This is a genomic window from Pseudomonas frederiksbergensis (assembly GCF_001952935.1).
GTDB classification, from domain to species: Bacteria; Pseudomonadota; Gammaproteobacteria; order Pseudomonadales; family Pseudomonadaceae; genus Aquipseudomonas; species Aquipseudomonas frederiksbergensis.
In genome coordinates, this window is record NZ_CP018319.1 from 5,961,384 (window position 1) to 5,986,367 (window position 24,984).

General features: G+C 60.6%; 24 protein-coding genes. 14 read left to right on the plus strand and 10 right to left on the minus strand.

The window, feature by feature from the left end:
• Positions 1-2: 2 nt before the first annotated feature.
• From PFAS1_RS27830 to PFAS1_RS30195, 3 genes are read right to left on the minus strand one after another with little or no spacing between them, the layout of a single operon-like run.
• On the minus strand, positions 3-641 hold the full coding sequence (locus PFAS1_RS27830; RefSeq protein WP_074876031.1) for a response regulator: 639 nt from the start codon (positions 639-641) through the stop codon (positions 3-5).
• The gene (locus PFAS1_RS27835) at positions 638-1,900 is read right to left on the minus strand and encodes a HAMP domain-containing sensor histidine kinase (protein ID WP_076031355.1); all 1,263 of its coding nucleotides are present in this window, start codon (positions 1,898-1,900) and stop codon (positions 638-640) included. Before PFAS1_RS27835 ends, PFAS1_RS27830 begins: the two co-directional genes overlap by 4 nt.
• A 2-nt stretch (positions 1,901-1,902) precedes the next feature.
• On the minus strand, positions 1,903-2,025 hold the full coding sequence (locus tag PFAS1_RS30195; RefSeq protein WP_256581177.1) for a hypothetical protein: 123 nt from the start codon (positions 2,023-2,025) through the stop codon (positions 1,903-1,905).
• Positions 2,026-2,183: 158 nt separating this feature from the next.
• On the opposite strand from PFAS1_RS30195, the gene PFAS1_RS27840 reads away from it, so the two are divergent.
• From PFAS1_RS27840 to PFAS1_RS27865, 6 genes are all read left to right on the plus strand, one after another.
• Positions 2,184-3,368 carry an ABC transporter substrate-binding protein gene (locus PFAS1_RS27840; RefSeq protein WP_076031356.1) on the plus strand — a complete coding sequence of 395 codons (1,185 nt, stop codon included), beginning with the start codon at positions 2,184-2,186 and terminating at the stop codon, positions 3,366-3,368.
• A gap of 30 nt (positions 3,369-3,398) precedes the next feature.
• Positions 3,399-4,358: a YVTN family beta-propeller repeat protein gene (locus PFAS1_RS27845; protein WP_074876026.1), complete on the plus strand. Its 960-nt coding sequence runs from the start codon at positions 3,399-3,401 to the stop codon at positions 4,356-4,358.
• Positions 4,355-5,086: an ABC transporter ATP-binding protein gene (locus PFAS1_RS27850; protein ID WP_076031357.1), complete on the plus strand. Its 732-nt coding sequence runs from the start codon at positions 4,355-4,357 to the stop codon at positions 5,084-5,086. The genes PFAS1_RS27845 and PFAS1_RS27850 overlap by 4 nt, the downstream gene beginning before the upstream one ends.
• Positions 5,083-5,874, plus strand: a complete 792-nt coding sequence (locus PFAS1_RS27855; RefSeq protein WP_008149735.1) for an ABC transporter permease — start codon at positions 5,083-5,085, stop codon at positions 5,872-5,874. Before PFAS1_RS27850 ends, PFAS1_RS27855 begins: the two co-directional genes overlap by 4 nt.
• A gap of 226 nt (positions 5,875-6,100) precedes the next feature.
• Positions 6,101-6,658, plus strand: coding sequence for a PQQ-dependent catabolism-associated CXXCW motif protein (locus PFAS1_RS27860; RefSeq protein ID WP_076031358.1), 558 nt, complete (start codon positions 6,101-6,103; stop codon positions 6,656-6,658).
• 56 nt (positions 6,659-6,714) lie between these two features.
• Positions 6,715-7,377 (plus strand): response regulator transcription factor, encoded by a 663-nt coding sequence (locus PFAS1_RS27865; protein ID WP_074876021.1) that lies wholly within the window; start codon positions 6,715-6,717, stop codon positions 7,375-7,377.
• A gap of 124 nt (positions 7,378-7,501) precedes the next feature.
• Here the strand turns inward: PFAS1_RS27865 and nahK are convergent, their stop codons facing one another.
• From nahK to PFAS1_RS27885, 4 genes are all read right to left on the minus strand, one after another.
• Complete coding sequence (gene nahK / locus PFAS1_RS27870) at positions 7,502-10,096, minus strand: hybrid sensor histidine kinase/response regulator NahK/ErcS' (protein ID WP_074876020.1); 2,595 nt, start codon at positions 10,094-10,096, stop codon at positions 7,502-7,504.
• Positions 10,065-11,228: a nitric oxide-sensing protein NosP gene (nosP, locus tag PFAS1_RS27875; protein ID WP_074876019.1), complete on the minus strand. Its 1,164-nt coding sequence runs from the start codon at positions 11,226-11,228 to the stop codon at positions 10,065-10,067. Before nosP ends, nahK begins: the two co-directional genes overlap by 32 nt.
• Positions 11,229-11,523: 295 nt before the next feature.
• Positions 11,524-12,708 carry a porin gene (locus PFAS1_RS27880; protein ID WP_074876018.1) on the minus strand — a complete coding sequence of 395 codons (1,185 nt, stop codon included), beginning with the start codon at positions 12,706-12,708 and terminating at the stop codon, positions 11,524-11,526.
• Between the two features lie 209 nt (positions 12,709-12,917).
• Positions 12,918-13,724 (minus strand): sulfite exporter TauE/SafE family protein, encoded by an 807-nt coding sequence (locus PFAS1_RS27885; RefSeq protein WP_076031359.1) that lies wholly within the window; start codon positions 13,722-13,724, stop codon positions 12,918-12,920.
• 161 nt (positions 13,725-13,885) lie between these two features.
• Here PFAS1_RS27885 and PFAS1_RS27890 point away from each other — a divergent pair, with 161 nt between their 5' ends.
• A complete protein-coding gene (locus PFAS1_RS27890) occupies positions 13,886-14,749 on the plus strand; it encodes an MBL fold metallo-hydrolase (protein WP_076031360.1) in 864 nt (287 codons plus the stop codon).
• Positions 14,750-14,953: 204 nt separating this feature from the next.
• Here PFAS1_RS27890 and bkdR read toward each other — a convergent pair whose 3' ends face one another.
• Positions 14,954-15,442 (minus strand): Bkd operon transcriptional regulator BkdR, encoded by a 489-nt coding sequence (gene bkdR, locus PFAS1_RS27895; protein ID WP_008005367.1) that lies wholly within the window; start codon positions 15,440-15,442, stop codon positions 14,954-14,956.
• Between the two features lie 185 nt (positions 15,443-15,627).
• Here bkdR and PFAS1_RS27900 point away from each other — a divergent pair, with 185 nt between their 5' ends.
• The 6 genes from PFAS1_RS27900 to PFAS1_RS27930 all read left to right on the plus strand — a co-directional run bounded on the left by PFAS1_RS27900 (position 15,628) and on the right by PFAS1_RS27930 (position 22,543).
• Positions 15,628-16,863, plus strand: coding sequence for a 3-methyl-2-oxobutanoate dehydrogenase (2-methylpropanoyl-transferring) subunit alpha (locus PFAS1_RS27900; RefSeq protein WP_074876013.1), 1,236 nt, complete (start codon positions 15,628-15,630; stop codon positions 16,861-16,863).
• Position 16,864: 1 nt separating this feature from the next.
• Complete coding sequence (locus PFAS1_RS27905) at positions 16,865-17,923, plus strand: alpha-ketoacid dehydrogenase subunit beta (RefSeq protein WP_008149725.1); 1,059 nt, start codon at positions 16,865-16,867, stop codon at positions 17,921-17,923.
• Positions 17,924-19,195, plus strand: coding sequence for a dihydrolipoamide acetyltransferase family protein (locus PFAS1_RS27910; protein ID WP_076031361.1), 1,272 nt, complete (start codon positions 17,924-17,926; stop codon positions 19,193-19,195).
• Between the two features lie 18 nt (positions 19,196-19,213).
• On the plus strand, positions 19,214-20,599 hold the full coding sequence (gene lpdA, locus PFAS1_RS27915) for a dihydrolipoyl dehydrogenase (RefSeq protein ID WP_076031362.1): 1,386 nt from the start codon (positions 19,214-19,216) through the stop codon (positions 20,597-20,599).
• Between the two features lie 234 nt (positions 20,600-20,833).
• Complete coding sequence (locus tag PFAS1_RS27925; protein WP_076031364.1) at positions 20,834-21,853, plus strand: branched-chain amino acid aminotransferase; 1,020 nt, start codon at positions 20,834-20,836, stop codon at positions 21,851-21,853.
• 162 nt (positions 21,854-22,015) lie between these two features.
• Positions 22,016-22,543 carry a serine acetyltransferase gene (locus tag PFAS1_RS27930; protein ID WP_076031622.1) on the plus strand — a complete coding sequence of 176 codons (528 nt, stop codon included), beginning with the start codon at positions 22,016-22,018 and terminating at the stop codon, positions 22,541-22,543.
• Here PFAS1_RS27930 and PFAS1_RS27935 read toward each other — a convergent pair.
• On the minus strand, positions 22,521-23,435 hold the full coding sequence (locus PFAS1_RS27935) for a LysR substrate-binding domain-containing protein (protein ID WP_076031365.1): 915 nt from the start codon (positions 23,433-23,435) through the stop codon (positions 22,521-22,523). The genes PFAS1_RS27930 and PFAS1_RS27935 overlap by 23 nt on opposite strands.
• 105 nt (positions 23,436-23,540) lie before the next feature.
• Here PFAS1_RS27935 and PFAS1_RS27940 point away from each other — a divergent pair, with 105 nt between their 5' ends.
• The gene (locus PFAS1_RS27940; RefSeq protein WP_008149720.1) at positions 23,541-24,149 is read left to right on the plus strand and encodes a LysE family translocator; all 609 of its coding nucleotides are present in this window, start codon (positions 23,541-23,543) and stop codon (positions 24,147-24,149) included.
• Here the strand turns inward: PFAS1_RS27940 and PFAS1_RS27945 are convergent.
• A complete protein-coding gene (locus tag PFAS1_RS27945) occupies positions 24,146-24,910 on the minus strand; it encodes an ArsR/SmtB family transcription factor (protein ID WP_076031366.1) in 765 nt (254 codons plus the stop codon). The two genes, PFAS1_RS27940 and PFAS1_RS27945, sit on opposite strands and share 4 nt — an antisense overlap.
• Between the last annotated feature and the right edge of the window lie 74 nt (positions 24,911-24,984).

The window sequence follows — 24,984 nt, forward strand, 5'->3', positions numbered from 1 at the left end:
GGTCAACTCGCCACCCGCACAACCCCCATATCAATCCCCAAATGCACCAGTTCGGTATGGGAAGTCACCTGCAACTTACTCTTGAGCAACGTCAGGTGATTGGAAACAGTCTTGCTGCTAATGCTCAGCTGCTCGGCAATTACCCGCGCCGGGGTACCTTTGGCAAGCATCACGAAAATCTCCAGTTCACGCTGAGTCATGCTCTGCAAGCGCGGATCACTGGCATCCTGTTGCGGATGACACGCGAGCTGAGTGGCCAGCGGCTGCTCAATGTAGGCATGACCGGCGAGGATGCGCTGCACGGCCTCGATCAGCACTTCGGGTGCCGAGCTTTTGGTCAGGTAGCCCGAAGCCCCGGCGTCGAGCGCCTGGCGCACCAACGGCAGTTCATCGTGCATGCTGAAAAACAGCACCCGCAGTTGCGGCAAGCGCTGACGCAATCGCCGGGTGGTTTCCAGACCGCTGATCCCCGGCAGACCAAAATCCATGATCACCAGATTCGGTACGGCTTCGTGTACCCGCGTCAGCGCCTCCTCGCCCGTCGCCGCTTCACGGACTTCCATTGCCGGCAACAACGCTCGCAACAGACTGGCATAGCCCTGACGGACCACCGCATGGTCATCGACCAACAGGATATTCATGACACCTCCCAAGGCATGCTCAACGTCAGCGCCCAACCGGCGCCGGGGTGACTGATGACTCGCAACTCGCCGCCCAGGCTGCGCGCACGTTCGAACATCGAATACAAACCGACACCCGGCCGCTGCGGCTGTTGCGCGCCTCGTCCGTTATCCCGAATGAGCAAGCGCAAACGGCCGCCATGGAATTGCAGGCGGACCCGCACCTGGCTGGCTTCGGCGTGCCGGGCGATGTTGGTCAATGCTTCCTGCAACAAACGATACAGATGGGTTTTGTTCGGTGCGGACAGCGGCGGGAGCTGCGCGCTGACCCGTAACTGGCAATCGATGCCTTGCCGGCCCTGCCATTGCTCCACCAGCAAACCGAAGGCTTCGGCCAGCGGCAGGTGTTGCAACACCACCGGATAGAGGTCATGCACCAGCGCCCGGAAACCCTGTTGCAAATGTTCGCAGTTGTGCTCCAGTTCCCGCACCGTGCGCTCCACCACCCCGGGTTGATCGGCGACCAGTCGTAACAGGCAAGCCTGGGCGCGAATGCCCGCCAGGTATTGGCCGAGGTCATCGTGCAGGGTCTGCGCCAGATGGGTGCGTTCCTGCTCCTGCACCGCCAATAACGCCTGAGTCAGTTGGGTCTTGTCGGCGCAAGCCTGCGCCAAGGCAGCGGTCATCTGATTGAAGTGCACCGCCAGTTGCCGCGCTTCCGGCACACCTTCAGCGCGCAATCGCACCTTGAGTTGCCCACCGGAGACCTGTTGCAACGCGCGCAACAATTCATCGAGCAAGCCCATGCCCCGGCGCACGGCCCAGCGGATGGTCAACAGACTCAACAGCAACGCCAACCCACAGAGGCTCAGCAGCTGTAGCAAGGAATCCCGGACTTCGTCGATTTCATCCCGCGGATCGACCGCGATCTGGACACGCCGGCCATCCTGCAAATCCAGCACCTGGGCGCTGTGTCGAGCGTGGGCAAACAACAAGCGCCCGAGCCAGGCGTCGAGCCCATCCTGAACCGGCAGCCGTGACGCCTCGCCGGGTTCCAGCCAGCGCACCCGCACATGCCGCAAACTGCCTGTCAGCCGGGGTTGCAGGCTGGCGGGGTCACGCTCGGCGGTTTCGCTCAAGTACTCGACCACGGCTTCGGCGGATTGCAATTCACGCTCCACGTCCGCCAGCGCCTGGTGCACCAGCAAGCCCATGCACGCCAAGGTGACCAAGGCGAAAAATCCGCCGACCCAGAGGTTGATCCGCCACAGGGCCGACATCCCTAGCGCCCCGGTGTCATGGGCAGGACCAGCAACGGCACGGGACGCGGGCCGTGGAGCTTGTCGACGCCGATCAGGGTCAGGATCAGCAGCAACGGCAGAAGCAGCGCTTTGAGAATACGCATGATCGATCTCCTCCCGTGTGATGGCCGTTATCGCTCATGCTAAAACCGCGCCACCCCGGGCGAGCTACTACCTTGGTACTGGCTCACTGGTACTTTCTGCATATTTCCTTCTGCCTCACAGCGTTCCTATGCTGGCGCTACCTGTAATGGAGTGCCCTATGCGCCAGCTTGCCCCTTACGCCCTGATCTATCTGTTGGCGATTGCCTGTGCCGCCGGGCTGGCGACCCAGAGCCAGGCTGCCGAGGCGCCGTTGCAGGTGCAGATCGGCTACCTGGGCTATCGCCCTGATCCGGGCCCGTTGCTGTCGAACGTCATTCCCGAGCCGGTCGATGCCGGCCTGCGTGGCGCCGAACTGGCGATCACTGACAGCAACAGCACCGGGCGTTTCCTCAATCAGAGCTACAACCTGGTCAGCGCCAACGTCGACAATCCGGATGCCCTGGTCGAAGCGGCCAAGGCTCAACATGCCCAAGGCCTGCGCCTGTTTGTCGTCAATGCGCCAGCCGCCAGCCTGCGCCAACTCAGCACCGTGCTGCCCGACAGCTTGCTGTTCAACGCCGGCAGCCCCGACGACAGCCTGCGCACCAGCGACTGCCTGCCGAACGTGCTGCACAGCCTGCCAAGCCGGGCGATGCTCGCCGATGCACTGGCGCAATTTTTGGTGCTGCGCAAATGGCAACGGGCGCTGCTGATCGTCGGCCCGACCCCGGACGATCAAGCCTATGCAGCCGCCCTGCGCCGCGCCGCCAAACGTTTCGGCCTGACCCTGGTCGCGGAAAAAGCCTGGAGTTTCGACAATGATCAGCGCCGCAGCGCCCAGGCCGACATGCCGCTGTTCACCCAGACCGCCGAGTACGACGTGGTGCTGGTGGCGGATGAACGGGGTGATTTCGGCGAATACGTGCCTTACCAGACCTGGTACCCACGGCCGGTCGCCGGCACTCAGGGACTGACCCCGGTGGGCTGGCACAAAACCGTGGAAACCTACGGCGCCGCCCAATTGCAGAAACGCTTCGAAGCCCTGGCCGGACGCTGGATGAATGACCGCGATTTTGCCGCCTGGATCGCCGTGCGCAGCATCGCCAGCGCCGTGAGCAAACTGCGCCAGGCCGATCCGGTGGCAATCCGTACGCTTGAGATCAGCGATCAATTGCCGCTGGACGGTTTCAAGGGTCGCAAGCTCAGCTATCGGCCGTGGAACGGTCAGTTGCGCCAACCGATTCCCATCGTGCAGCCCCGGGCGCTGGTCAGTACGTCGCCGCAAGACGGCTTCCTGCACCCCTTCAACGAGATGGACAGCCTCGGCTACGACAAACCCGAGGTCAGTTGCCGTTTTCCCTGACCCAATATTTAAAACAACAAGGAATCTGCCATGCGCCGCACCCTGCTTTCCTGCGCTCTGCTGCTCGCCGCCGGGCACGCCGCTGCCAGCACCGCCTGGGTTTCCAACGAAAAAGACAACAGCCTGAGCCTGATCGACCTGCAGACCCTGCAAGTCACCGACACCCTGCCCGTCGGCCAGCGCCCGCGCGGTCTGCTGCTGTCCCACGACAACAAGCTGCTGTACATCTGCGCCAGCGACTCGGACCGGGTCCAGGTGATGGATGTGGCCACGCGCAAGATCATCAAGGAACTGCCCTCGGGCAAAGATCCTGAACAATTCGCCCTGCACCCGAATAATCGCTGGTTGTACGTTTCCAACGAAGACGATGCGCTGGTGACGGTGATCGACACCGAAACCTCCAAGGTGCTCGGGCAGATCAGCGTCGGTGTCGAGCCTGAAGGCATGGCCGTCAGCCCCGACGGCAAGTGGGCGGTGAACACCAGTGAAACCACCAACATGCTGCACTGGATCGACACCAGCACTCAGACTCTGGCCGATAGCACTCTGGTGGATCAGCGACCGCGCTTCGTTGAGTTCACACCCGATGGCTCGAAGCTCTGGGCTTCGGCGGAAATCGGCGGCACGGTGACCATTCTCGACGTCGCCAGCCGCAAGGTCCTCAAAACCCTGACCTTCCAGATCAAGGGCGTGCACCCGGACAAAGTCCAGCCAGTGGGGATCAAGCTCAGCGCTGACGGCAAATACGGTTTCGTCGCCCTCGGCCCGGCCAATCATGTGGCGGTGATCGATGCCAAGACCTTCGAAATTCTTGATTATCTGCTGGTCGGCCGGCGGGTCTGGCAGATGTCGTTTACCCCGGATCAAAAGCAATTACTGGCCACCAACGGCGTCAGCGGCGACGTGTCGGTGATCGATGTCGACAGCCTCAAGGTGACTAAATCGATCAAGGTCGGGCGTTATCCGTGGGGCGTGGTGGTGACGCCATGAACGCACTCGAAGTCAGCGAACTGAGCTTCGCTTATGGTGCGAAAGAGGCGTTGCGCCAGGTGAGTTTCAACCTGGCACCCGGCCGTTTTGCGGCGCTGCTCGGTCCGAATGGCGCGGGCAAATCGACGCTGATTGCCCTGCTCACCCGGCTCTATGATTTACAGCGCGGTGACATCCGCGTCGGCGGCTGTTCGTTGCGCAACGCCGCACGTCCGGCGCTCAAGCAACTGGGTGTGGTGTTTCAGCAAAGCACGTTGGACCTCGACCTGAGCGTCGAGCAAAACCTGCGTTATCACGCCGCGCTGCATGGCATGTCGCGGCGCCAGACCGGCCTGCGGGTCGACGCCGAACTGGCCCGTCAGGCCTTGACCGAACGCCGTCGCGAGCGGGTTCGCGAACTCAATGGCGGCCACCGTCGCCGAGTGGAAATCGCCCGCGCGTTGTTGCATGAACCGCGCCTGCTGCTGCTCGACGAGGCCAGCGTCGGCCTCGACCCGGCCAGTCGGCTGGCGCTCAATCAACACATTCGTAGTTTGTGCCGCGAACAGAACATCAGCGTGCTCTGGACCACCCATTTGCTCGATGAAGTGCAGCCCAGCGACGACTTGCTGATTCTCCATCAGGGCCGGTTGGTGGCCAGCGGACAAGCCGATGCGCTGAGTCTGGAACATGGCGGCGATCTCGGTTCGGCCTTCGCTCGACTGACCACTTCAGGAGCCGCCCAATGAATGCCTACTGGCAATGTTTCAGCGGCATCGTGCTGCGCGAATGGCTGCGTTTTGTGTTGCAGCGCACGCGGTTTCTCAGCGCGCTGGTTCGGCCGTTGCTGTGGCTGCTGGTGTTCGCTGCCGGTTTTCGCGCGGCACTGGGGATCGCGATCATCGAGCCCTACGACACCTACATTCCCTACGAGGTCTACATCATTCCCGGACTGGCCTGCATGATCCTGCTGTTCAACGGCATGCAAGGTTCGCTGTCGATGGTCTACGACCGGGAAATGGGCAGCATGCGCGTGCTGCTGACCAGCCCCCTGCCCCGGACTTTCCTGTTGTGCAGCAAACTGTTGGCCACTTCGTTGATCTCGTTGTTGCAGGTGTACGCCTTTCTGGCGATTGCCTGGGTGTACGGCGTGCAGCCACCGGCCATGGGGCTGTTGATCGCCTTGCCGGCGTTGCTGCTGGTGGCGTTGATGCTCAGCGCGCTGGGTTTGTTGCTGTCCAACGCGATCCGCCAGCTGGAGAACTTTGCCGGAGTGATGAATTTCGTGATCTTCCCGCTGTTTTTCCTGTCGTCGGCGCTGTATCCGCTGTGGAAGATGCGCGAATCCAGCGAGTGGCTGTATTGGTTGTGCGCATTGAACCCGTTCACCCATGCGGTGGAACTGGTGCGGTTTGCCTTGTATGAACGCTTCAATCCGCTGGCACTGGCGGTGTGCGTGGGGCTGACGCTGGTATTCGCCCTGCTCGCCGTACTCACCTTCAACCCGCAACACGCCGCCCTGCGCAAAACCAACTAACACCACAATCCTCCCTGTGGGAGCGGGCTTGCTCGCGAAGACGGCCGTCCAGTCGACAAAAATGTTGCCTGACACACCGCCTTCGCGAGCAAGCCCGCTCCCACAGGGGATTTGCGTTGAACAGGGTGAAATTACTACTTTAGTACTGGTTTTCCTGTCTATCGTCGCATTCCAATCGCACCGAGACTGGCATGTAATAGGTTCATAACTATAAGGATTGAACCCCATGCCGCGTGCCCGACGTCGTCTGCTGCGCCCTTCTCTCGCTGCGCTATCGCTGAGCCTGTTGCTGGGCGTCGCGCAGGCCGAAACACCGCTGTTTTCCGCCGACGGCTATCGCATCGGTCTGTACCGCAGTCCGACCCCGAATCACGTACAGGGCGCCGACATCATCGATACCGCCGCCCTGCAAACCCTGCTAACCCAGACACCCCGTCCGGTGCTGATCGACGTTTATCGCCGGCAATGGCTGCAAGGACGTTTCATCGAGGACCAGCCCCACGAAAGCCTCCCCGGCAGCCATTGGCTGGCCAATACCGGCGACGGTGACCTGACGCCTGACTGGCAGGACTATTTTGCGCGTAAGCTGAACACATTGACCGCAGGTGATCTCGCACAACCGCTGGTCTTCTACTGCCGCTCCGATTGCTGGCTGAGCTGGAACGCCGTGAAGCGCGCCGCCGCCATGGGCTATAAGACTCTGTATTGGTATCGCGACGGCCTGGACGCCTGGCAGGCAGCCAACCTGCCCGTAACGCCTGCCCAGCCCGAGCCCTTCCCCTGACCTTTACGCGTGCGAGTTGTTGCCACACCCTAATCAAAATAATGAGGTGAAAGGCTATGTACAAAATTCTGATTGCCGATGATCACCCGCTGTTTCGCGAAGCCATTCATAACGTCATCAGCGATGGTTTTCCGGGCAGCGAGGTGATGGAAACCGCCGACCTGGACAGCGCCCTGGTGTTGACGCAGGAACACGACGACCTGGACCTGATCCTGCTAGACCTGAACATGCCCGGCATGCACGGCCTCAATGGCCTGATCAATCTGCGCAACGAGGCACCGACCATTCCGGTGGTGATCGTCTCGGCCGAACAGGACAAACAAGTCGTGCTGCAAGCCATCACTTACGGCGCGGTGGGCTTCATCACCAAATCCTCGCCACGGGTGCAGATGACCGAAGCCATCCAGCAGATCCTCAACGGCAATGTCTACTTGCCGCCGGACATCATCCGCACGCAAAAAAGCGGTACAAGGCGCATGAACGATGCCCCGAGCTTCCCACCTGAGCTGCTACAGGCCTTGACCCGCAAACAGTTGCTGGTGCTCGAACGCATGACCAAGGGCGAGTCGAACAAACAGATCGCCTACACCCTGGAAATCGCCGAAACCACAGTCAAGGCCCACGTCTCGGCGATCCTGCGCAAACTCAATGTGCACAACCGGGTGCAGGCGATTCTGAGTGCCGGGGATATTGATTTCGGGTCTTACTTACGCCGCTGATGTCTGATGATGATCGTTCCCACGCTCCGCGTGGGAATGCAGCCCGGGACGCTCTGCGTCCCTCCAGAGCCGAACGCGGAGCGTCCGTTGAGGCATTCCCACGCGGAGCGTGGGAACGATCATCTCAAGGCCTGCCGAGCAAATGACTCATCGCGGTCTTGAGCTTCATCGGCCGCACCGGTTTGTGCATCAGGGTGTGGCCCAACTCGCGGATCTGCTGTTTGAGTTCGTTGCTGTAGTTGGCGGTGATCATCATCGCCGGGATCGCCGAACCGCGACGGGCGTTGATCCGGGCCACGGCATCGACGCCGTTCTGATCGTCGTCCAGGTGATAGTCGGCGATCAGCAAATCGGCTTCTTCGTGATAGTTGTCCACTTGCCGCGCCAGGTCCTGCTCGGACAGCGCCGTGACCACCAGACACCCCCACCCTTCGAGCAAGGTGCGCATGCCGGCGCAAATGGCCGCGTCGTTGTCCAGCACCCAAACCCGCGCCCCACGCAGGCGTTCAAGCATCGGCTCACTCATCAACAGGCTCGGCAGCGCCTTGGGGGCCGTAGCGCTGAGGGGCACTTCGACCGAGAACATCGAGCCCTTGCCCGGCCACGAACGCACATGAATACGGTGGCCGAGAATCCTAGCGATCTTTTCCACGATCGCCAGACCCAGGCCTAACCCGCGATCCTGATCCGGTCGCTGCACATCACCACGTTTGAATTCCTGAAAAATCTCCTCGAGGCGGTTTTCGGCGATGCCCATGCCGCTGTCCCAGACCTCGATCGACAGGCGCTGGTGATGACGCCGACAACCGAGTACCACACGTCCGCTGTAGGTGTAGCGAATGGCGTTGCTCAGCAGGTTTCGAAGAATCCGCGCCAGCAACTGAATGTCGCTGCGCACCAAGGCGGAACAAGGGATGAAATGCAGCTCCAGGCCTTCACTGCGAGCCACCTGGGTGTACTCGGCCGCAAGGTTTTCCAGCAATTCGCTGAGGGCAAATGGCGCAATGTCGGCCTTGATCACCCCGGCATCCAGCTTGGAGATATCGACCAGCGTACCCAGCAGGTTCTCCACGTCTTCCAGGGAGTTGCTGACATTTCGCACCAAAATGGCATTGGCCACCGGCTCCCGCCGTTCGAGCAACGCGCTGGTAAACAGCCGCGCAGCATTGAGCGGTTGCAGCAGGTCATGACTGACGGCAGCGAGAAACTTGGTCTTCGACAGGTTGGCTTGTTCGGCCTCGAGCTTGGCTTCACGCAGGCGAGATTCCGCCCGCCGACGCTCGTCGATTTCGCGCAGCAACTGGTCATTGAGGGTGGTCAGTTCCGCCGTCCGTTCGCGCACCCGCAACTCAAGATTCTGATAGGCCTGGTGCAGCGCTTCGGCGGTGCGGCGGCGTTCGGTGATGTCGCGGATCAGCACGAAAATCCCCACCACTTCCCCGGTGGCCAGGCGATTGGGCACATAGGAGCGCAGCATGTAGCGCTCCTGATTGTTGATGTTGGTTTCGGCGAACTCGAACGTTACGCTCTCACCGGCCAAAGCCCTGGCGACGTAGGCTTCCAGGCGCTGGTAATGCTGTTCGCTGTGGACTTCGCGCAGGCTCTGCCCAAGCATCACGCCCCGAGGCCAGCAGTACCATTCTTCGTACACCTTGTTGGTGAACTCGTAGACCAGATCGGCATTCAGGTAGGCAATCAGCGCCGGCACATGGTCGGTGATCAGGCGGATCCAGCGCTCGCTTTCGCTCAGCGCTTCGGCGTGTTGGTAGCGTTCGGTGATGTCGGTGAAGGTGTTGACGAAACCGCCGGTGGGCAACGGATGGGTGCGAATTTCCAGCACCCGGCCATCGTAGAGGCGCTGCTCGCATTCCAGCACGTGCCGTCCGTTCAGATCCCGGCTGGCCGGGGTCAGCAGATTCAGCTCGCTGTCGCCGATCACTTCGGCAAACGGACGATGGGCTGCCACCGGGGCCAGGCCGCTGAGTTCGAGGAATCGCCGGTTCCACAACTCCAGAATGCCCTCGGCGTTGACCATGGCCACGCCTTGGGACAGGTTGTCGACCGCCCGTTGCAACAAGTGGGATTTCTGCGCCACCGCCTGCTCGCGGCGCACGGTTTCGCGGAGTTTGACGTCGGTAATGTCGGTGAACAGGATCACTCGCCCGCCTTCCTGGGTGGGGCGTTCGCTGACTTGCAACCAGCGACCGTCCTGCAGGCGATAAAGCAGGTTTTCGTCGGCATGCCCGCGCGGCTCTTCAGTGAACAGCCCGGTGGCGGACATCAGTCGCTTGACCTCGGTCAGGCGCATGCCGGCGTTGATCCGCACCCGGCTGTTGCCCCAGAACGCCTTGAAACGGCTGTTGAACAACACGATCCGCTGGTCCGCATCGAACAGCACGAACGCGTCGGAAATGCTCTCGATGGCATCGATCAAATGCTGATGCGCGGTTTCTGCTCGCAGGCGTGCTTCGCTGAGCAAGCGATTGCCCGACTTGAGTTCAGCCATGGCCTGGTTCAAGGCGTCGGTGCGCTCACGCACCTGCTCGGCCAGCACCACAGAATGCTGGAACGCCGCGTACGGGTCATTGCCGCGGGTGATGCCGGACTCGATCCGCTCGATCAGCGCGCCATTGATGCGCTGCAGTTTGTGGTTGTCGCGCTGCAGGCTGGCGATCTGCGCTTGAAGCTCAACGATGTCCAGGGGACCGGCCTCGGGCAATGGCAACCCCGGTGAAGGTCTGGTTGATGTGCATGCCATTGAACTGTTCTCCGTAGGTATTGAAACCCATCACCCGCTGGTCACGCAAAAACGTTCCGATCTGCTCCAGACTGCCGCTGTCTTCCAGTTCCATACGCCTTAGAAAGCAGTCGCAGCCGATGGTCAGCAACAGATCGCCAAGGCGCTCCTGCAAGCCTTCGAACAGGGTTTGCAGGTTTGGCAACATGGGGCCGGGCTTCATGACAGTAAGGACGATGCCGTTTTCCACCGCACAGTAGAAACTCAGGCTCAGGTCCGGATGAACCTGCTGGATCGCCCGCACGTAATACTGATCGTTGATCCGCACGGCCAAGGGGTGCGCGGCGAAGATCCGGTGATCGAGCTCCGCCACCGGCACGCCAATGTGCCGGGCGTATTCCTCGGCGGCCGGTTCGGCATTCAGTTCAAAGACCCGGCGCGAGGCGCTGTCGGCGCCGGTGACCACCAGTTTTTCCGCCCGCGGCAGAATGTGGTGGGTGGTGAAAACTTCAAAGTCGAGCCAGGTATTGACCAGCACCACCACCGCCGCGCCGCTGTGGAACTCGCCATTGAAATAGACGTGGGTGTGGGTCAGGTAATTGTCGTCGCCGGCCGAACCGCCGAAATGCGGGATGTCGCCCAATGCTGCACTCAGGGCCGCGAGGACCATTTCTTCACGACTGGACAAGCCATCGAGCAGAGTCAGGGCAAAGCTGTTGCCCTTGATCGGCGCCAACGTGTTGCTGCGACAGCCACTGACCAGGCGCTCGACCATTTGCTGGGCGTCGATCAGGCTGAAGCGCTCCATCTCGCAGATCAGTTCGGCGTCGATGGAAAAATGCCGGTGGTCGAAACCCACCGCGGTCACGCAGTTGCGGCCATAGCCCAAGGGCGTGATTTCCCCGGCACTGGTGCAACCCACCAGGCGTATACCGCCGAAGCTTTGTTGCAAGGCCTGGCCCAGCGCCTGCAAGTCGTACTCGGCGGAACAGAAGAACAGCACGAAGCCCAAGTGCGGATGCAACAGTTGTCGCGCCAGCTCCTGCGCCACTTGCTGGGCATCGGTGGCCTGGGACATGGCACTGACCACACCTTCACTCTGGACCTGCTGCATCGTCGCCTCCCGCAGGTGCGCATGTATGAGGCTGGAGTGTACGAAGCCTGTGAGCTGCGACGTATGCTACTTGGGTAGCGGTCAGGCGCTTCGATGGGATGAGAGTCGGCGGATTGGCTGCCTGATGACTGACGCTTTGTGGCGAGGGGACTTGTCCCCGTTGGACTGCGCAGCAGTCCCCCTGCGGTCGATGCGCAACCGAAGGGGGCCGCTGCGCGACCCAACGGGGACAAGTCCCCTCGCCACAAGTCCACTCACCACAAATCCCCTCGCCACAGGGATTTAATGTCAGCAGTTACCAGGTCAGCACAGCCCCCACCGCAAAGGTGTCGGTGTCTTCATCCTGGTCGCTGGTGTCGTGGCCGTTGATTGCGAACTGGTTGTACTCGGCCACCAGCTTGAGGTTGTCGTTGATGTCATGGAACAACGCAACGCCGCGCGTTTCGTAGTCCGCGCCGCTGCCGACCACGCCATTGCCGTCGTCGTTGGTCTTGCCGTAAGACAAGGCCAGTCGGTTCTTGCCCAGTTTGTAGGAGCCTTGCAGCAGGTAACCGTCACTGTCGACGTTGCGCAGGGTCGGTTCGCCAGCGTTGTTGGTGAAAAACGGATTGATGCCTTTGGCCTGGAAGCCGGAGCCTGTGAGGGACAAGCCGCCCATTTTCGCCTGCACGCCATAGCCGACGCCTTTGGAGGTGACGGACTCGACGGTGGAATCGGTATTGTCCGACGTCTGGTAGCTGCCGTTGACCCAGCTGTAGATCTTCGCCCCGGCGAGGTCGAACTGATAGGTGATCTCGCTTTCGGTACGCGGGTTCTCTTGGTACGCCTTGCCGGTCGGGCTGCTGTCGTTGGTGTCCACCGGGTCCATGATCCCCACGGCCACCCGCAAACCCTCCATCACCGGCGTGCGGTAGGTGATCTGCGACGTCGGGAACGGGTACGGATAACCCGTGCCGATATTGCCGAACGACACCCCGCCACCGTCCACCAGCCCCAGGGTATCGCTGACCTGGCCGTAACCGGCGAGCAACTCATCGAGCAGGATGTTGGAACGGGCGAACAGGCCGAAGTCCTTGCCGACCAGCACTTCGCCCCACTCAGGGTTGGCCACCGTGCCGTAGAACTGACGCACGTCGATGGCGGTGTCGGTGCCGTTGGTTTCGCTGTCGTTGATGGTCACCCAGAAGGAAGACCGGGCGCCGAGCTTGAGGTCATCGACCTGCTTGCCCATGTTGAAGCCCAGGTAGTTGGGCAGAAAACCCATTTTGACCCGCGCTTGCTTGCGGTCGAACTGGTCGCCGGCACGGTCCACATCGCTGTTCACGTAGAAGGCGTTGATGTAGCCGTCGGTGGAAAACGTGGTTTGGTCCTTGTCGTACAGCACGATCTCGGCTTGGGCCATCGAGCTCAAACCGAGGGTCGAAAGGCTGGCGATGAAGGCAGGCAAGAAACGATGCTTGATGTTCTTATTGTTGTGCATGACGCGCTCCGCAGCGGGGGACTGGATGTCGGAGGCGATTATCGAAAGCTGACCGGCGGCGTCATACGCTGCCTTGGAGGCGGTTTTGAAATGCTTTGGAGTGGCAGGTGATGCGCGGCAAGTTCGGTGTAAGACCGTCCGTCGACGAGGCCCGGAACTTAAGGCGTACGCCTGTGGAACGGACTGGCGTCCACAGGAACCGGTACTTGCTAGACGCCCGCTCTAATCAGCATGTAAGCGGCGACCACGACACAGATGCTGGCGAAGCCGATCTGCAATCCCCGGGCCGGGACTCGTGCGCAAAGTCTTCGGCCAATGATCATGCCGACGATGCTCGCGACGATAAACGCCACGCCCAAACCGTCGATTCGCACCCCGGCCTGGAACGCGCCAATCACGCCGATGGCGGAAATCAGGCTGATCACCATCAACGAAGTGGCGACGATGCCGCGCATCTGCACATCGGTCAGTTGCTTGAATGCAGGGACGATCAGGAAGCCGCCACCGACCCCGAGCAGCCCCGAAACCACACCGGTCACCGCGCCCAGTGCCGCGAGGGTCGCGGTGCATTTGGCGGTCCAGGAAAAGCGCCCGGTCTGCTGATCGAGCATGCAGTTCTTCTGGCCCCAGTTGGCGTGGCCGTGGTCGCTTGGCCCTTCGCCCTGGCGCTCACGGCGCAGCATCCGCCAGGCCACCATGACCATTAGCAGGCTGAACAGGATCATCAGGATTTTTTCCGGCAACTGATGGGCGAAGTAGATGCCGATCGGCGAAAAAACCGCCCCCAGCAGGGCGATCAGCAACGCTGCGCGATAACGCACCAGACCATGGCGTAACCCGTCAATGGCGCCGACAGCCGCGGCACTGCCCACCGCGAACAATGCGACCGGCGCGGCTTGTGTCATGGTCCAACCCAACCCCAGCACCAGCGCCGGCACCGCAAGAATGCCGCCACCGGCGCCGGTCAAACCGAGTACCAACCCCATCACCACGCCAAAGAAACTCGCCAGCAACATAAAACACTCGTGATCCGCGAAAAGAGCCGGGAACGCCCGGTATCGATGACTGACAGGATAGAGCCCGCGCAGCTTTTTTGATTAATTGAATTGATGCGGGCTGGTCAGCGCAGGGAGAATGAAACTACCCTCATGGCTTGTCCTAAAAGAAAACGGCCACCATGCCTGCCTTGATTGAAGCTTTTTTAGACCCTGCCTCGTCGACCTTCAGCTACGTGATCTACGAAGACGATGGCGGCCAATGCGCGATCGTCGACCCGGTGCTCGACTACGATCCCGCCGCCGGACGAACCGCCACCACCCAGGCCGACAAGATCATCGCCTTCGTTCGCCAGCATCAGTTGCAGGTGCAATGGCTGCTGGAAACCCACGCCCATGCCGATCACCTGTCCGCCGCACCGTATCTGCGTCGGGAACTGGGCGGGAAGATTGCGATTGGTCAGTCAATCAGCAAGGTTCAGGGCGTGTTCAAGACCCTGTTCAACCTTGAGCCGGAATTCTGTATCGATGGTTCGCAGTTCGATCACCTGTTCGCGCCGGATGAATCGTTCCGCATCGGCAACCTCAAGGCCACGGCCCTGCATGTTCCCGGCCATACGCCAGCGGACATGGCTTATCTGATCGACAGCGATGTGATTCTGGTGGGCGATACATTGTTCATGCCAGATGTGGGCACCGCGCGCTGCGACTTTCCCGGCGGCAACGCCAACCAGATGTTTGCCTCGATTCACAAGCTGCTGGCCTTCCCTGCCGGCGTTCGATTGTATGTCTGCCACGACTACCCGCCTGAGGGGCGTGAACCGCAGTGCATGAGTACCGTGGGCGAGCAGCGCAAAAGCAACATTCACATTCATGACGGCATCGACGAAGCCACGTTCGTTGCCATGCGCACCCGGCGCGATGCGGGGTTGGGCATGCCGACGCTGTTGCTGCCGGCGATCCAGGTGAATGTGCGGGCGGGGAATTTGCCGCCGGCTGAGGGCAATGGCGTCACCTATTTGAAGATCCCTCTGAATAAACTCTAACGCTTGATCGCTCCCACGCTCCGCGTGGGAATGCCGCCAGGGACGCTCCGCGTTCCGCTTCGGGAAGTGACGCAGAGCGTCACGGGATGCATTCCCACGCGGAGCGTGGGAACGATCAAACACGTGTAACCCGTAGCAGCTGTCGTTGTGGCGAGGGGATAAATCCCCTCGCCACAACGACAGCTGCTACAGGGGATTTTGCGTTTAGTTGTTGAGGGTCAACCCGTTGGCCGGCAACGGCAGCGCGGTTTTATAGCGCACCTGCTTGAGCGCAAAGCTCGAGCGGATATTGGCAACGCCGGGGACTTTGGTGAGGAAGTCCATCATGAAGCGCTCCAGCGACTGAATAGTCGGCACCAGTACGCGAATCAAGTAATCGGGGTCGCCGGCCATCAAATAGCACTCCATCACTTCCGGGCGATCCGAGATCGCTTCCTCGAAATGCTGCAACGCCTCCTCCACCTGTTTTTCCAGGCTCACATGAATGAACACATTCACATGCAGCCCCAACAGGTCGGCATCCAGCAGCGTCACTTGCTCACGAATCAGGCCCAATTCTTCCATCGCCTTGACCCGGTTGAAGCACGGGGTTGGCGACAAATTGACCGAGCGTGCGAGGTCGGCGTTGGTGATGCGCGCGTTCTCCTGAAGGCTGTTCAAAATGCCGATATCGGTACGGTCCAGTTTGCGCATGAGACAAAACCACCTGTTTTTTATGTTTATGCAGATTTTTTATCCTCAAATGATCACCAGCGCAATGAAACAGAGAGAAATATTCTTCTTGGCCCGGCCTATGATTGTTGTAGGACAAGATTTCTTTCACCGAAGAATGATGGTCAGCTCACTACAAGAAATTCACAAGATCGAGCGTAGAAGCCATGAACCAAGCGTACGAACCGCTGCAACTGCACGTTCCCGAACCATCGGGCCGTCCAGGCTGCAAAACCGACTTCTCCTACCTGCGTCTGACCGACGCCGGCACGGTGCGCAAACCCCCAATCGACGTTGAACCGGCCGACACCGCTGATCTGGCCAAGGGCCTGATTCGCGTGCTCGATGACGAGGGCAATGCCCTCGGTCCCTGGGCTGAAGGCGTGCCGGCCGAGATCCTGCGCAAAGGCATGCGCGCCATGCTCAAGACGCGGATCTATGACAACCGCATGGTGGTCGCCCAGCGTCAGAAAAAAATGTCGTTCTATATGCAGAGCCTTGGCGAAGAAGCCATCGGCAGCGGCCAGGCCCTGGCGTTGAACGTCGATGACATGTGCTTCCCGACGTACCGCCAGCAAAGCATCCTGATGGCGCGCGAAGTGCCGCTGGTGGACCTGATCTGCCAGCTGTTGTCCAACGAGCGCGATCCGCTCAAGGGCCGTCAGCTGCCGATCATGTATTCAGTCAAAGACTTCGGCTTCTTCACCATTTCCGGCAACCTCGCCACCCAGTTCGTGCAAGCCGTGGGCTGGGGCATGGCCTCGGCGATCAAGGGCGACACCAAAATCGCCTCGGCCTGGATCGGCGACGGCGCTACCGCTGAATCCGACTTCCACACCGCCCTCACCTTCGCCCACGTTTACCGTGCGCCAGTGATCCTCAACGTGGTCAACAACCAGTGGGCGATCTCCACGTTCCAGGCGATTGCCGGTGGTGAAGCCACCACGTTCGCCGGTCGTGGCGTCGGTTGCGGCATTGCCTCCCTGCGGGTCGATGGCAACGATTTCGTCGCGGTCTACGCCGCCTCTGCCTGGGCCGCCGAACGCGCCCGCCGCAACCTCGGCCCGACCATGATCGAATGGGTCACCTACCGCGCCGGCCCGCACTCGACTTCTGATGATCCGTCCAAATACCGTCCTGCCGACGACTGGAGCTACTTCCCGTTGGGCGACCCGATTGCGCGTCTCAAGCAGCATCTGGTGAAAATCGGTCAGTGGTCCGAAGAGGAACACGTCGCCGTCAGTGCCGAACTGGAAGCCGAAGTGATCGCCGCACAGAAAGAAGCCGAGCAGTACGGCACCCTCGCCGGCGGCCAGATTCCGAGCGCCGCGACCATGTTCGAAGACGTCTACAAAGAGATGCCGGAGCACTTGAAGCGCCAGCGTCAAGAGTTGGGGATCTGACATGAACGATCACAACAACAAAATCGAGTTGGAAACCGCCATGACCACGACCACCATGACCATGATCCAGGCCCTGCGCTCGGCCATGGATGTGATGCTTGAGCGTGACGACAACGTCGTGGTGTTCGGCCAGGACGTCGGCTACTTCGGCGGCGTGTTCCGTTGCACCGAAGGCCTGCAGAACAAGTACGGCACCTCCCGCGTATTCGACGCGCCGATCTCCGAAAGCGGCATCGTCGGCGTCGCCGTCGGCATGGGCGCCTACGGTCTGCGGCCGGTGGCCGAGATCCAGTTCGCCGACTACGTTTACCCGGCGTCGGACCAGATCATTTCCGAAGCCGCACGCCTGCGCTATCGCTCGGCCGGCGAGTTCACCGCCCCGATGACCCTGCGCATGCCTTGCGGCGGCGGCATCTACGGCGGCCAGACCCACAGCCAGAGCATCGAGGCGATGTTCACCCAGGTCTGCGGTTTGCGCACAGTGATGCCGTCCAACCCTTACGACGCCAAAGGCTTGTTGATCGCGTCCATCGAAAACGATGACCCGGTGATCTTCCTCGAGCCAAAACGCCTGTACAACGGCCCGTTCGACGGTCACCACGAACGTCCGGTAACCCCGTGGTCGAAACACCCGGCCGCGCAAGTGCCGGACGGTTACTACACCGTGCCGCTGGACGTCGCCGCCATCACCCGTCCGGGCAAGGACGTGACCATCCTGACGTACGGCACCACCGTTTACGTGTCGCAAGTGGCGGCTGAAGAAACCGGCATAGACGCCGAAGTCATCGACCTGCGCAGCTTGTGGCCGCTGGATCTGGAGACCATCGTCAAGTCGGTGAAGAAAACCGGCCGTTGCGTGATCGTGCACGAAGCGACCCGCACCTGCGGTTTCGGCGCCGAACTGGTCGCCCTGGTGCAAGAGCACTGCTTCCACTACCTGGAAGCGCCTATCGAACGCGTCACCGGTTGGGACACTCCCTACCCGCACGCACAAGAGTGGGCGTATTTCCCTGGTCCGTCCCGAGTGGGCGCGGCTTTGCATCGGGTTATGGAGGTCTGAATGGGCACGCACGTTATTAAAATGCCGGACATTGGTGAAGGCATTGCAGAAGTTGAATTGTCGGTTTGGCACGTCAAAGTCGGCGACATGGTCGTAGAAGACCAGGTACTGGCCGATGTCATGACCGACAAGGCGATGGTCGACATCCCTTCGCCGGTGAACGGCAAGGTAATTGCACTGGGCGGACAGCCTGGCGAAGTCATGGCGGTTGGCAGCATCCTGATCAGCATTGAAGTCGAAGGCGCGGGCAACGTTAAAGAGTCGGCTCAACCTGCACCGGTTAAAGAAGCGCCGGTTGCGGCACCGAAAGTTGCCGCCGCTGTTGAGAGCAAACCGGTTGCCGCCGCAGCGCCGCGAGCTGCCGTATGCCAGGGCCCGATGGTCGCTCGCGAAGCGGATGAGCGTCCGCTGGCCTCACCGGCCGTGCGCAAACATGCACTGGACCTCGGCATTCAATTGCGTCTGGTGCGTGGCACCGGCCCTGCCGGTCGGGTGCTGCACGAAGACCTCGAGGCCTATCTGGCTCAAGGTCAGCAGCCGCAATCCACCGCTGTCGCCGCTTACGCCCAGCGTAACGATGAAGAACAGATCCCGGTCATCGGCATGCGCCGCAAGATTGCCCAGCGCATGCAGGACGCCACTCAGCGCGCCGCTCATTTCAGTTATGTCGAAGAAATCGACGTCACCGCCGTGGAAGAACTGCGCGCTCACCTGAACGAAAAACACGGCGCGACCCGCGGCAAGCTGACCTTGCTGCCGTTCCTGGTCCGCGCACTGGTCGTTGCCCTGCGCGACTTCCCGCAGATCAACGCCCGTTACGACGACGAAGCCCAGGTCATCACCCGCCTCGGCGCGGTGCATGTCGGCATCGCCACCCAAGCTGACATCGGTTTGATGGTGCCGGTGGTCCGTCACGCCGAAACCCGCAGCCTGTGGGACAGCGCTCAGGAAATTTCGCGCCTCGCTACCGCTGCCCGCAATGGCAAGGCCAGTCGCGATGAGTTGTCTGGTTCGACCATCACCCTGACCAGCCTCGGCGCCTTGGGCGGTATCGTCAGCACCCCGGTGCTGAACCTGCCTGAAGTGGCGATCGTGGGCGTCAACAAAATCGTCGAACGGCCGATGGTCGTCAAAGGCCAGATCGTGATTCGCAAGATGATGAACCTCTCCAGCTCCTTCGATCACCGCGTGGTCGACGGCATGGACGCGGCGCAATTCATCCAGGCCATCCGTGGCTTGCTCGAACAACCCGCCACGCTATTTGTTGAGTAGGCATTTGTGGAGAAAGTCATGCAACAGACTTTGAACACCACGCTGCTGATTATCGGCGGCGGCCCTGGCGGTTATGTGACGGCGATTCGTGCCGGTCAGCTGGGCATCTCGACCATTCTGGTCGAAGGCGAATCCTTGGGCGGCACGTGCCTGAACATCGGCTGCATTCCGTCCAAGGCGTTGATCCACGTCGCCGAACAGTTTCACCAGACGCAGCATCACAGCCAGCATTCGGCGCTGGGTATCAGCGTGTCGGCGCCGACCCTCGATATCAGTAAAAGTGTCGAGTGGAAGGACGGCATCGTTGATCGCCTGACCACCGGCGTGGCGGCGCTGCTGAAAAAGAACAAGGTCCAGGTCATTCAAGGTTGGGCCAAGATCGTCGACGGCAAAACCGTCGACGTCGGCGACACGCGGATTCAGTGCGAACACCTGGTGCTGGCCACCGGCTCGAAAAGCGTGAACCTGCCGATGCTGCCGATTGGCGGCCCGATCATCTCCTCCACCGAAGCCCTGGCGCCGACCTCCGTGCCGAAACGGCTGATTGTGGTCGGTGGCGGTTACATCGGTCTGGAGTTGGGGATCGCCTATCGCAAGCTCGGCGCTGAGGTCAGCGTGGTCGAGGCTCAGGATCGCATCCTGCCGGCCTACGACGCGGAACTCACACAGCCCGTGCATGACGAACTGAAAAAACTCGGCATGAAGCTTTACTTGAAACACAGCGTCCAAGGCTTTGATTCTGCTAGCAATACCCTGCAAGTTCTTGACCCGAATGGCGACACCCTGAACCTGGAAACCGATCAGGTCCTCGTCGCCGTCGGCCGTAAGCCGAACACCCAGGGCTGGAACCTCGAAGGTTTGAACCTGGACATGAACGGCTCGGCGATCAAGATCGACAACCGCTGCCAGACCAGCATGCGCAACGTGTATGCCATTGGCGACGTGAGCGGCGAACCGATGCTCGCGCACCGGGCCATGGCTCAGGGTGAGATGGTTGCCGAACTGATCAGCGGTAAATCCCGCGAATTCAACCCGACCGCCATCGCCGCCGTGTGCTTTACCGACCCGGAACTGGTGGTGGTCGGCAAGACCCCGGACGACGTCAAGGCGGCGGGCCTGGACTGCATCGTTTCCAGTTTCCCGTTTGCGGCCAATGGTCGGGCGATGACGCTGGAATCGAAAAGCGGCTTCGTGCGGGTCGTGGCGCGGCGTGACAATCATGTGATTGTCGGCTGGCAGGCGGTCGGTGTGGGCGTGTCGGAATTGTCGACGGCGTTCGGCCAGAGCCTGGAAATGGGCGCCCGGCTGGAAGACATTGCCGGCACCATCCACGCGCATCCGACACTCGGCGAAGCGGTACAGGAAGCGGCGTTGCGAGCCCTCGGCCACGCGCTGCACCTGTAACCGCTTCATCTGATCGTTCCCACGCTCCGCGTGGGAATGCCTCAACGGACGCTCCGCGTCCGCGTTAGGGACGCGGAGCGTCCCGGGCTGCATTCCCACGCAGAGCGTGGGAACGATCAAAGGAACGAATTGCGGGCTGCGAAACAGGCCCGGAATGAAGTATTGTTGTCCCCATCCAGAAAAACGTCAGAAGCCTTGAACCGTTTCGGCGGTTGTTAAGCGATAGAGGGTGTCATGGGTAACGAAAGCATCAATTGGGACAAGTTGGGTTTTGACTACATCAAGACAGACAAGCGCTATCTGTCGCACTGGCGTAATGGCGAGTGGGACAAAGGCACCCTGACCGAAGACAATGTGCTGCACATCAGCGAAGGTTCCACTGCCCTTCACTATGGCCAGCAGTGCTTCGAAGGGCTGAAGGCCTATCGTTGCAAGGACGGTTCGATCAACCTGTTCCGCCCGGACCAGAACGCCGCCCGCATGCAACGCAGCTGCGCGCGCCTGCTGATGCCACAGGTGTCTACCGAGCAGTTCGTCGAAGCCTGCAAGGAAGTGGTCCGCGCCAACGAGCGTTTCATCCCGCCTTACGGCACCGGCGGCGCGCTGTACCTGCGTCCGTTCGTGATCGGCGTGGGTGACAACATCGGTGTGCGTACCGCCCCCGAGTTCATCTTCTCGATCTTCGCCATCCCGGTCGGTGCCTACTTCAAGGGCGGCCTGACCCCGCACAACTTCCTGATCTCCAGCTATGACCGCGCCGCCCCACAAGGCACCGGTGCAGCCAAGGTCGGTGGTAACTACGCGGCCAGCCTGATGCCAGGTTCCCAGGCCAAGAAAGCCCACTTTGCCGACTGCATTTACCTGGACCCGATGACCCACACGAAAATCGAAGAAGTCGGCTCGGCCAACTTCTTCGGGATCACCCACGACAACAAGTTCGTGACCCCGAACTCGCCGTCGGTCCTGCCGGGCATTACCCGCCTGTCGTTGATCGAGCTGGCAAAATCGCGTCTGGGCCTGGAAGTGGTCGAAGGCGACGTGTTTATCGACAAGCTGTCCGACTTCAAGGAAGCCGGCGCTTGCGGTACCGCTGCCGTGATCACCCCGATCGGCGGCATCAGCTACAACGACAAACTGCACGTGTTCCACAGCGAAACCGAAGTCGGCCCAGTCACCCAGAAGCTCTATAAAGAGCTGACGGGCGTACAGACCGGCGACATCGAAGCGCCAGCGGGCTGGATCGTCAAGGTTTGATTTGACGGGACCTGATCCCAAGCGGCACATAACCCATCCATCGCGTTGCCGATGGGTGGGTTTTTTATTGCACAAGGAATGGCGATTCGGGGTCCGTACCCATTCCCTGGTTCACTTGTTAAACTAGCCCATTTTTCAGAGCCGAAGGCTAGGGACTGCGCCGTGAATTTAGAAACTTTGACGATGCATTGGAAATCGGAAGTTTCAAACAAGAAAAAACCGGGTAGTCGTATCGGCCTGATCACCAATATTCTTAAACGAACCAGAAAGAGCAACACGCTCAGGTACTTGTTCATATTCAGACTGGCGCAGTATTTAAATGCTCGCAAAGGTTTGTGCCGCGTTTATGCGAAACGGCTGGAAAGAAAGAGCAATCTAAAGTACGGAGTTGACATAAATATCGATGCCCAAATAGGCCCTGGCTTTCGTATCGGCCATTTGCCAGGGATCGTCATCACTGGCCATGTGCAGATCGGCCGAAACTTCTTTATCCGTCAAAACACTACCATTGGCATAAAAACCATGGGATTAGCTGAATATGACCTCAAGATCGGCGATAACGTAAGTGTCGGGGCAAATAGTTGCATCATCGCGGACACCCTCTCAATTGGTGATGACGTTACTATCGGGGCCATGTCCTTCGTCAATAAAAACATTCCCGCAGGCACTACTTTTTATAACGCCCGATAATCGTGAGGGCATCTCGGTCTATCTGAGCAAACAACCACTCCACAAACACCCGTGTCTGCGCCGTCACATCCGGCGCGACACCGTAGTAATAACGCGGCAACGGCATTCGCAATTCGGGCAACGGGCAAATCAGGCGAGCGCTAGAGAGGTGGGTGCCCAGCAATGAGGTCGGGCACAAGGCAACGCCCTGTCCTTCCACGGCGGCCTCAAGCACCAGGTGCATGTGGTCAAACTGCCGGGTGACCTGAGTGGCTGACTGGCCTTGACCAAAATGCAGGGCCCAGTTGTGCCAATCTTCGCGACGCGCCTTGGCGGTCAGTAACGTGTGCCGGCTCACGGACGCGAGGTCTTCAAGGGCCAGGCGCTCGATCAGCGAAGGCGCCGCGACCAGCAACAGTTCGTCTTCGAAGAGCGCTCGTGCCTCGATCGCCGGTGCCCAGTCATCACGACCACGGCGAATGACGATGTCGAACCCGTCGCGCGCATGATCGGGTGCCTGGGTCTGGGTCATCACTTGCGGTTTGATGTCGGGGTGCTGCGCGATGAAATCTTCCAGTCTGGGCGCTAGCCAAAGCATCGCAAAGGATGGGCGGACATTGATCTTCACGGTCGGCAGAGAAGCGTGCTGCTTGAGTTCAGCCGCGGCGTTGGCGATCTGCGCCAGCCCGGCACTGACCTGTTCATAAAAGCGTTGACCGGCCGGCGTCAACACCGATTGACGGACACGCCGCTCGAACAGCAGCACACCCAGGTGCTCCTCCAGCAATTTGATGTGCCGGCTGACGGCACTGTGACTGACATGCAGCTCTTCGGCCGCCAGGCTGAAACTCTGATGGCGAGCAGCAACAGCGAAGGCGCGAACAGCATTGAGGGGCGGTAGTGGATTGATCATGCGTCTAATTTAGTCACATATGCAGCGCAATTAAAGCGTTTGTCACGCCCACGTCGTCACGCCAATCTGCTCGCACGCAGCCAGCGCCACCTGACGGAGCAAGACATGAACAGCTACGGACTCTTTCTATTGTTCGCCACCCTGACCATTTTGAGCCCGGGGCCTGGCGTGGTCCTGACCCTGTCCAACGCGGTGCGCCATGGCTGGACCGGGGCAGTGCCGGGCATTCTGGGGATCGCATCGGGTGCGTTTATCGTCGCCGCCATCAGTGCCACCAGCGTCGGCCTGATCCTCAGCACCTCCGCCAACGCTTTTACCGCATTGAAATACGCAGGGGCCGCCTATTTGCTGTACCTGGGTTATAAGAGCTGGCGCTCGGCGGGTTTCAACACACTGCTTGAAACACGCCCCTCAAGCCCGGGCTACCGCTTCCTGGAAGCGGCTTCGATCCAGTTTCTGAACCCCAAGGCCGTGTTTTTCTTTCTGGCGGTGTTCCCGCAATTCATCGACACCTCAGCGCACTTCTCCACCCAGTTTTTCAAACTGGTCGCCTCCTATGGCGTGCTGGTGATCCTCGTGCATGGCAGCTATGCCTTGCTCGCCAATGCTGCCAAAGGCTGGTTGTCGAGCCCGAAGGGTTCCTGGCTGGCGGCGAAAGTCTCGGGCGTAACCTTCGCCGGTTTCGGCGTGCTGATGGCCTCGGCCAGTCGCTAAGACGCAGAACTGGCGATCGCTCGACGCCGGCTCTCGGTGAGCGAGGTTTGTGTTGTCGATACCTGAACCGGCAGTTCAACAGCGAACCGGCTGCTGAGTTCCTTGCGTCCCGTCGCCGTCAATGCCAGCGCGCGGCTGTCCAGGTCTTGAGCCACCCATTTGCGCGTGATCGCCGTTTTCAACAACGCCGCCCCCAGCGATCCACCCAGATGCGGGCGGCGCATGCTCCAGTCCAGGCATGGGCAGGCAAAGCGGCGGCGCAACGTGCTCAAATCCTTGACCTCGATACCCAACCCTTCAAACAACGCCTCACCGCTTTGGCTCAACTGATAAGCCTGTTCATCGGTTGCCAGCAGCCACCCCGCTTCGATCATCCGGTCATGCAGCAGCACCGCCAACGTGCCGGCCATGTGGTCGTAACACGTGCGGGCGAATTGCAGGCGATCCGGGGTGCGCGAATTGAAGGTCGGCGCAGCGTTCTGGCCGATCACCATCAACGCTTCCAGCGCCTGGGCGACGCGCTTGTCCGTCAGGCTGTAATAGCGATGTCGGCCCTGCACGTGCAGCCGCACCAGCGCCAACTCCTTGAGTTTGGCCAGATGCGCGCTGGCGGTGGAGGCACTGACTTCGGCAATCGCCGCCAACTCGGTGCTGGTGCGGGCGTGGCCGTCCATCAGCGAACAGAGGATTTTCGTCCGCGCCGGTTCCGCGATGGCTGCTGCCACCAGGGAAACGCCGATGTCGTGCTGTTCTACGTTCATATTTCGTTCCCGGACGAATCAAGGACTTTTCGGACTGGAGATAGTAGCAACACTTTTCCAACCACGAACAAGGC